7 protein-coding genes are annotated in these 8,601 nt (G+C 66.2%); 2 read left to right on the forward strand and 5 right to left on the reverse strand.

Translation table 11 applies throughout. From position 1 onward, the window contains the following. The 4 genes from HLH34_RS18660 to HLH34_RS18675 all read right to left on the reverse strand — a co-directional run. Positions 1-111, reverse strand: a 111-nt coding sequence (locus tag HLH34_RS18660) for an NAD-dependent epimerase/dehydratase family protein (protein ID WP_183120834.1), incomplete at its 3' end; no start/stop codon positions are given. 155 nt (positions 112-266) lie between these two features. Next, on the reverse strand, positions 267-419 hold the full coding sequence (locus tag HLH34_RS18665) for a DUF3309 family protein (RefSeq protein WP_183121071.1): 153 nt from the start codon (positions 417-419) through the stop codon (positions 267-269). Positions 420-624: 205 nt separating this feature from the next. Continuing rightward, a complete protein-coding gene (locus HLH34_RS18670; RefSeq protein ID WP_183121072.1) occupies positions 625-2,016 on the reverse strand; it encodes an NAD-dependent succinate-semialdehyde dehydrogenase in 1,392 nt (463 codons plus the stop codon). Between the two features lie 209 nt (positions 2,017-2,225). After that, a complete protein-coding gene (locus tag HLH34_RS18675; protein WP_183121073.1) occupies positions 2,226-3,626 on the reverse strand; it encodes an MFS transporter in 1,401 nt (466 codons plus the stop codon). Between the two features lie 93 nt (positions 3,627-3,719). Between HLH34_RS18675 and HLH34_RS18680 the strand changes: the two genes are divergently transcribed. Then, entirely contained in the window at positions 3,720-4,022 is a 303-nt protein-coding gene (locus tag HLH34_RS18680; protein WP_183121074.1) for a hypothetical protein, read from the forward strand. A gap of 350 nt (positions 4,023-4,372) precedes the next feature. Then, the gene (locus HLH34_RS18685) at positions 4,373-6,988 is read left to right on the forward strand and encodes an EAL domain-containing protein (protein ID WP_183121075.1); all 2,616 of its coding nucleotides are present in this window, start codon (positions 4,373-4,375) and stop codon (positions 6,986-6,988) included. 131 nt (positions 6,989-7,119) lie between these two features. Here HLH34_RS18685 and HLH34_RS18690 read toward each other — a convergent pair whose 3' ends face one another. Next, positions 7,120-8,190: a nucleoside hydrolase gene (locus tag HLH34_RS18690; RefSeq protein WP_183121076.1), complete on the reverse strand. Its 1,071-nt coding sequence runs from the start codon at positions 8,188-8,190 to the stop codon at positions 7,120-7,122. Between the last annotated feature and the right edge of the window lie 411 nt (positions 8,191-8,601).

Consider the following 8,601-nt stretch of genomic DNA (forward strand, 5'->3'; position numbering starts at 1 on the left):
CGCGTAGGTCAGGCAGTCCACATTGACCACCTGATGTCCCGTGAACCCGATCAGCCGGCGCACCACCGCCGATCCGATGAACCCGCACCCGCCCGTTACGATAATCCGCATTGTTCGTTCACCGCCTCGGCTCGATAATCAATAAGGCAATTCCATGCGTTCTATGCTGTGGATTACTGCAAAAGTGCCTTCCTGAATTCGGCGGCGTTGGTCTTCGATTTCGGCAGCCGGTCGTTGATGCTTGGAAGGATCTTGTGATCAGGTCCCTACAATCGTCCCATAAGGACCAGGATCAGCACGATCACCAGGACCAGGCCCAGCCCGCCCGAGGGGTAATAGCCCCATCCCGAGCTGTACGGCCATGACGGCAGCGCCCCGATCAGCAGCAGCACGATGACGATCAGCAGGATGGTGCTCATGATGGCGTCCCTTGTTCTGGCCCGGCACGTTCGGCCCCGGGAGTCGGTCAATGAACGCGCGCGCCACCGGTTCGTTGCGTATTGTCACAACATGGCGGGTGTGCCGTTCGTGCGCCGGTCCGGGGACGGGGCTGCCGGGGCAGGGGGGGCAGAGCGTGGGGTGCCTCGCGTTCGGGCCTTCGGCCTGAACGCGAGGCGGTGCGCCTTAGAACGGCGCGTCGATATCGACGACGTCGATCAGCTTGTGGTTGACGAACTCCTTGATGCCCAGGCCGATCAGTTCGCGCCCGAAGCCCGAACGCGAGATGCCGCCGAACGGCAGGTCGGCCTTGACCATGGTGGGATGGTTGACGAACACCATGCCGGTGTCGATCCGTTTCGCCACCTCGACACCGCGCTTTGTGTCGGTGGTGAAGACCGAACCGCCCAGCCCGTACGGGGTATCGTTGGCGATACGGATCGCGTCTTCCTCATCCTTCGCGCGGAAGATCATCGAGACCGGGCCGAAGAACTCCCAGTACCGGGCGGGGTTGTCCCCGGTCAGGCCGGTCAGGATGGTCGGCTGCAGGAAGGCGCCGGTTTCCGGCACGCGGGGCCCGACCTCGGTCGCGGTCGCGCCATGCTCGACCGCCTTGGCGATATTCCCGCGCAGTTCCTCGACAGCGCCGGCCGAGGACAAGGGGGCCAGCGTCGTCTCGGCCGCGAACGGATCACCCGCGCGCAGCGCCGCGACACCGGCGGTATAGAGTTCCAGGAACCGGTCGTAGATGGCGTCCACGACGATCATCCGCTTGGATGACACGCAGACCTGTCCACCGTTCCAGTGGCGTCCGAACACCGCCCATTTCACGGTCTTTTCCAGGTCGGCGTCTTCCAGGACGACGAAGGCGTCGGCGCCGCCCAGTTCCATCGTCGCCTTCTTCAGCGCGCGGCCCGCCTGTGCCGCGACCACGGCGCCCGCGCCCTCGGACCCCGTCAGCGCCACGCCATGCACGCGCGGATCGTTCAGGATCAGTTCGACCTGCCCGCGGGTGGCATACAGGTTGCGGAACGCGCCGTCCGGCAGGCCGGCCCGTTTCATCAGCGCGTCGAAGGCGGCGGCGCTCTGCGGCACATTGGACGCATGCTTCAGCAGTACCGTATTGCCCGCCGAAAGCTGTGGCGCGATGATCCGCGCGATCTGGTAATAGGGGAAGTTCCACGGCTCGATCGCCAGCAGCACGCCCAGCGGCTGATGCACCAGCATCGCGTCGCCCGAGCGCGGATCGGACACCGGCAGCTTTTCCGGGGCCAGCAGGGCTTCGGCATGTTCGGCGTAATAGTCGAAGATCTGGGCCGACAGCTCGACTTCGGCCTTCGCCTCGGCGAACAGCTTGCCCATTTCCAGCGTCAGCAGGCGGGCGAAAGGCTCGACCTCTTCGCGCAGGATCGCGGCGGCCTTGCGCATGACGTCGGCGCGCTGGGGAAAGCCGGTCTCGCGCCAGGCGAGGAATGCGGTATGCGCATTCGTCAGGGCGGCCTTCACCTCGTCATCCGTCGCCGAGGGAAAATTGGCCAGAACCTCATTCGTATAAGGGTTTCTGGAGGTATAACCCATTGTAATTGCCTTTATGCCGTCAAAGTGACACCGAACGGGACCGTCCATGGGGCGGAACCGATCGGCTCCGCCGCGTCGCCCGCACCGCGTATTAGTGCAGGGCCGTCCTGTTTTCCATGGATGGCGCGCGGGTGTCGGTTCCAGGGGACGCCGCTCCATAAGTACCGAATTATGTGGCAAAAGGAAGGTCGGGGGCCCCCGCGCCCCAGTTACAGGACGTCGCGATGATCCTGCAGGTCGCGGTTGATCGGGTCCGGGATGAACCAGGTCGCGGCCACGGTGATCGCCGACAGCACAAAGACATAGGCGCCCAGCCACACCCAGGCCGGATGGCCCGGATGGGACAGCCCCGCATTGTGCGTCGCCACCGTGGTGATGATCAGCGACCCCACCAGCGGCGCGATGCCGCCCGCGAATACGGCCGAGATCTCGCGCGTGGCCGCCACGCCGCCGTAACGGTGGCCCATGCCGAACATTTCCGGCAGCAGCGCCGCCTGGGCGCCGTACATGCCGTTGTTGCCGATACCCCAGCCGATGCTCATGGCGATCACGCACGCAATGAAATTGCCCTGCCCCAGAATGTACCAGACCGGGAAGGCCGACACGCCCTGGATGATCGCGGCCGCCCGATAGACCCGCACCCGGCCGAACCGGTCGGCCAGCGTGCCGCCCAGCATGATGCCCAGGCCGCCGACGATGGTGGCGCTCATCAGCACCGCGGTGGCGGTGCGCCCCTCGACGCCCACCGCCGTGACCAGATAGCTGACCGACAGGGCCTGATAGATCGAGGCCCCGCCGTTTTCCGCCATCCGCAGCCCCATGCCGAAGAAGATGGTCCGGCCGGAATTGCGGAAGAACTGCCGCAGGGTCAGCCGTTCCAGCGCGTGGTGGCTCGCCATCTCGGTAAAGGCGGGGGATTCCTTCAGGTGCATCCGCATATAGACCGCGACGGCCAGGATCAGGACGCTCAGCAGGAACGGCACCCGCCACCCCCAGCCCTGCACGATGTCGGGATGGGCGGCGATGGCGAAATAATACACGCAGGCGGCCACGAACGATCCGCTCTGGATGCCCAGAAGCGGGATGGCGGCATAGAAGCCGCGTTGGCCGCGGGGCGCGAATTCAGTCATCATCACCGACGCGCCCGCCTGTTCCGCCCCGGCCCCCAGCCCCTGCATGATCCGCAGCAGTACCAGCAGCAGCGGTGCCCACATGCCGATGGTGGCATAGGTGGGGATCAGCCCGATGCAGGCGCTGGCCACGCCCATCAGCGTTACCGTCAGCAGCAGCACGAACTTGCGCCCGTACCGGTCGCCCAGCGCCCCGAACAGCAGGCCGCCGAACGGCCGCACCGCAAAGCCGACGAAATAGGTGCCGAAGCTGGCGATCAGCCCCACCGCCGCCCCGTGATGGGGAAAGAACAGCGGCCCCAGCACCAGAGCCGAGGCCAGGCTGTAGAGCGCGAAATCGTAATATTCCATCGCGCTGCCCAGCGCGCAGGTCCAGGCGGCGCGGCGCAGGTCGGTGATCGGGACATGATGGTCCGCAAGGGCATGGGCTGCGCGGGCCGCAAGGGCGGAAGGGGCCGTCTGTGCGGTTGTGCCGGTCATGGCCGTGCCCCCGGATACACGGGGGACGCGGCGCCGATGGCGGGGGATGGGGGGTGCTGCAAATGGACCTCTGCGGGGGTTTGGCCCCTCGTCTTGATGTTGGAACGCCGCGAGCGGTCGCTGCTGTCTGCAACATGGCAGGCAGGCTGGGGTTGCCTGCCACCCCCGCGCGATGGCCTGGACGCACGTAAAAATGGGCGGCGTTCCGAGGAACGCCGCCGAGGCAGGGCCCGGAAATTATTGTTCAAAATAGAGAGGCATGAAATCAGTCAGCCGGCGCGCAAGGAACGCCCCCGCCGACGTGGCGTTCGCATCGCGATCATCACGAAAATGAAATACGGCGTTCAGCAGTTCTGGCAGACATTGCTGGACGGGCCGATGGTTTTTATTACATAACGAATAAGTAACAAATAGCGTGATGCACACATCGCATGAAACACTTCGTTTCCTATTCGTGTCATTCGCACGTATTCTGTAACAATTTACGTTAGCGTGGATGCGTCCCGCAATCATTGTGTTAGGTCAAGTCTGGAAAATACTTTGCGAATGGCTGATATGTGCGGATTTGAGACTGAATTTAGTCATCTTAAGATTGAAAATGAAAAAAAGTATGTCATGATGGTTGTTCTCTTTCAAACAGTCGGATAGAATTTCAGATGGCTTCAATGCTGCGCTCCATGCGGGGAACGCCCTTGGAAACGCAGCGCGCCATGATGGTTGGGCCGCATTCGGGGCAGGAGATGGCGATGTCCGACACACCGTCGTTCGATCGACCATCGCCGGCGGTGTCGGTGCTGCATGCCATGGCGGGGGGCGTCATCGTCGTCGATACGGCGGGAACTATCGTCTTCGTCAATGACACGGCGGCACGCCTGGCGGGCTGGGGGCCCAAGGACTGGCCCGACCGGGCCATCCAGAGCCTGCTGCCCGGCGTGGACATGACCCCCGACGGCAGGGCGCGCGAGGTCCGTCTGGCGCGGCGCAGCGGCGGCGATCTGTGGCTGGAACTGATCGTGACCCAGGTCGCGGACATGGTCATGGGCGCCGCTCTGGTCGTGACCCTGCGGGACATGACCGGCGATGTCCGGGGGCGCGAACGCACGCGGCGCCTGGCCAACATCGTCCGGCGCACCGATCGCGGGGTGATGATCCTGGACGGCATGGACCGCATCACCTATGTCAATCCGGCCTTTACCCGTATTCTGGGTTACGACCGGCACGAGGTGGCCAATCGCGACATCTCCATGATCCTGTCGGGGCGCGAAGTCGACATGGCCGCCCTGCGCGAATTCCGCGACAATCTGCGGGGTCGCCGCGGGTTCGACTGCGACCTGCACGCGGTCTCGCGCTCGGGGAAGGAGATCTGGCTGTGCACGTCGGTCACGCCGGTGTCGGAGGACGAGGCCGGCGACATGGGCGCGGGCGAGACCATCGTCATCATGTCGGACGAAACGCCGGCGATGGAGCTGCGCACCTTGCGTCACGACGTGATGGCGGCGCTGACGGGCGCACTGGAATTCACCGACGTCATGGAGTTGATCTGCCAGCGGATCGAGGCGATCGCGCCCGATGTCGCGGCGTCGATCATCCTGGCGCATGACGACGGGACGGCCTGGATGGCGGGCCGGGCCTCATTGCCCAAGGCGATGGCCGACGCCGTCGATGGGCTCCCTCTTGGGCCGATGACCGGTTCGTGTGGCGCCACGATCCATAGCGGACTGGAAATCCTGACCACGGATATCGATGCCGATCCCCGCTGGACGCCGGCCCTGCGTGCCCTGGTGCGGCCCAGCGGGCTGATGGCATGCTGGGCGGTGCCGATCCGGCTGCGCGACGGGACGGTGGCCGGCAGTCTGGAGCTGTATTTCCGGGCGAAGCGCGAGCCTGCGCTGTGGCATCGGCGGGTGGTCGATGCCTGCCTGCAACTCTGTTCGCTGGCGGTGGAGCAGGAGCGCGCGCGCGTCCGGATCGCGCAGCTTGCGCATTACGACGCGGTGACGGGCCTGCCGAACCGCGTCTGGCTGCGCGAACATCTGCAGACGCGCGCGGTGCGGCCGGGCTGGTGCGGCCTGACCCTGATGTCCGTCGATATCGATCGTTTCCGCACCATCGGTGACGCGCTGGGCCAGGCCGCGGCGGACGAGATCGTGATCGGCATGGCCCAGAGGCTGAAATCCGTCCTGGGGCCGGGCGACCTGCTGACACGGGCCGGGCAGGACGAGTTCATCATTGTCACCGGCTGCGGACTGACGCCGGGAAACCGTGACTGCTGCATCGAGGGCGAGGGATACCTGGCGGTCGATCGCGCCTCGGTGCTGGCGGGTGCCCTGCTGCGGGTGACGTCAACCCCCTTCGTCATCCGTGACATGCCCATCACCTCCACCGCCAGCATCGGGATCTGCGCCGGTCGGGACAAGGGCCATACGGTGGACCTGGTGCTCCGGCACGTCCAGCTCGCGGTGTCGCAGGCGCGCGACGCCGGGGGCAATTGCTATCGCTTCTTCTCTGCCGAGATGAATCGCCAGGCGCAGGACCGCGTGATCCTGTCCTCCGCCTTGGGCGACGCCCTGGCGGCCGGCCGTCTGACCCTGGCCTACCAGCCCCAGGTCGAACCCCGAACCGGCAGGCTGCACGGGGTGGAGGCGCTGGCCCGCTGGCACGATCCCGTTCGGGGCGACATCTCGCCGGCGCGCTTCATTCCGCTGGCCGAGGAAAGCGGCCTGATCGATACGCTGGGCGAATGGGCGCTGCGCACCGCGTGCCACCAGATGGCGGCATGGATGGACGCGGGGGTGGATATCCCGACCGTGTCGGTCAATCTGTCGGCCCAGCATTTCCGTGATCCGGGCCTGCCCGACGTGATCGCGGGCATCCTGGCCGAAAGCGCCGTTCCGGCCCACCGCCTGACGGTGGAAATAACCGAAAGCATGATGATCGAGGATCAGGAGCGGACCATGGCCGCCGCCCGCGCGATCCGCGCGCTGGGCGTCGGCCTGTCGATGGATGATTTCGGCACCGGCTTTTCCAACCTGGCGAACCTGGCCAGCCTGCCCCTGAGCGAAGTGAAGATCGATCGCAGCTTCCTGATCGGGCTGAAACGGACGGGCGACGTCCATTCGGTCCTGGCGGCGGTGGTCCGCATCGGCCGCAGTCTGGGCCTGACCGTGGTGGCCGAAGGGGTGGAAACGAAACGGCAGCTCGAATTGCTGGACGACCTCGACTGCCCGGTGGTCCAGGGCTTCCTGATGTCCCGCCCGCTGCCGGCCGAGCTCGTGTCGTCCTGGCTGCAGGACTGGCAGCAGTCCCACCGCGCCCCCGCCGTGAATGACTCTTCGGCGGTCCCCCTCAGGGCCATGCCCTGAAACCGGCCAAAGGGCCGAACCCTTTGGAAATCAAGGCCTCCTGAAACGAATGGGATGCAAGGGCCAAGGCCCTTGCCGGGTTCGGGCAGAGCCCGACCTTCCTTTTCCCATATGACTTGATGCCAGGGGCCTCAGCTCCGGCCGGTCGGGCCCTTGGCCTGGACGCCGCCGCCGCGCAGGGCGTCGAACACCAGCGCCTTGAACCGGGTGGCGTCGGCGTCGGCGCACATCGTGACGTTGGGTGGCCGGCCGCTGGTGTCCAGCTCGTCCACCACCATCATGCCGCGCGTCAGGTCGCCCTGGGTTTCGATATCCGCCGCGCGGGGCAGCATCACCGTGCCGATGGTCGGATCGACGGCGACCGCCACCGTCAGCCCGTCGGGTTCGTTGGGGCCGGCCATCTTCTGGTGCTCCTTGCAGAAGGCGCGGCGCATGCGGCTGATGCGCAGGAAAAAACGGCTCAGGTCCGTCTGCATGGCGGCGATGCGCGCGAAATCGCCGTCATCGAGAACCGAGGCCCGGACGCTGGCGTCGAATCCCACCGATGTCAGCCGCGCGCCCGACCGCAGGACGATCCGGGCGGCCTCGGGGTCGACCCATAGATTATAGGTCGCAGCGGGGGTGACGTTGCCGTGGAAATCGTGGAAGCCGCCCATGAACACGACGTCGCGCACCAGATGGGGCAGCTCGGGGTCGCGCAGGAAGGCCATGGCCACATTGGTCAGCGCGCCCAGCGCAATGATGGTGATCTCGCCGGGATAGCGGCGGACCAGGCGGATCATGGCGTCGACCCCGCCTTCGGTTTCGGGCTTCTGCACGGGCGGGGGGAAGTTGCTGTCGCTCATCCCGTCATGGCCGTGGATCCAGGTCGCGGTCCGGTGTGTCTCGCGCAGCAGGGGGCGGGCGGTGCCGGGATGGACGGGAAAGCGCCCGCCGGCGCCCGCGACCTGCAGCGTATACAGGGCGTTGCGGATTTCCTGATCGAATTCGACATTGCCGACGACGATGGTGATCGCCTCGATCGTCAGGCTGGGCGCGTTCAGCGCCAGCAGCAGCGCCAGCGCGTCGTCGGTTGCGGTGTCGGTATCGATGATGACCCGCCGGGGCGCCGGCATGGAATGGGCGGGGCGCGCGGGGCGGATGCCGGCCGCAAGGCCGCCGCCCGCCGCCAGGGCCAGAAGGGATCGCCGGGGAAGGGGCATGGTGTGGTGGGGCCTTTTCTGCTTGCGCGGGCGGGGCGGGGCCGTTCCCGCCGCGTGGCCTTTCCGTTTGGCATGGACGGTCGTGAATGGACAGGGTGGCCTGTCCGCGGCGGCGGGCGGCGGCCGTCCGGGCCCTGGCATGTCATAAAAACTTAATTGCGCCGTCCGCCTTGTCCGATTGAAGCCTGTGGGGGGCGACGCTATGGGTGGCAGAAGTACGAGGAATGGACATATGCAACGGATGCCGCGGCCCTCGGGCCGGGACAGTGGTCTCGCCGGGCGAAATGCCGCCAGGATGGACGGGGACGCGGTATTTTCGGGCGTAGTGCGGCTGTCGGGGTGGCTGATCCTTGTCCTGATGGGCGGGTTGATCGGGGTTCTGGCCTGGGGCGGGGCGCAGGCGTGGGCGGC

Origin of the sequence: Gluconacetobacter azotocaptans (genome assembly GCF_014174355.1) — a bacterium.
In the GTDB taxonomy this organism is placed as follows: domain Bacteria; phylum Pseudomonadota; class Alphaproteobacteria; order Acetobacterales; family Acetobacteraceae; genus Gluconacetobacter; species Gluconacetobacter azotocaptans.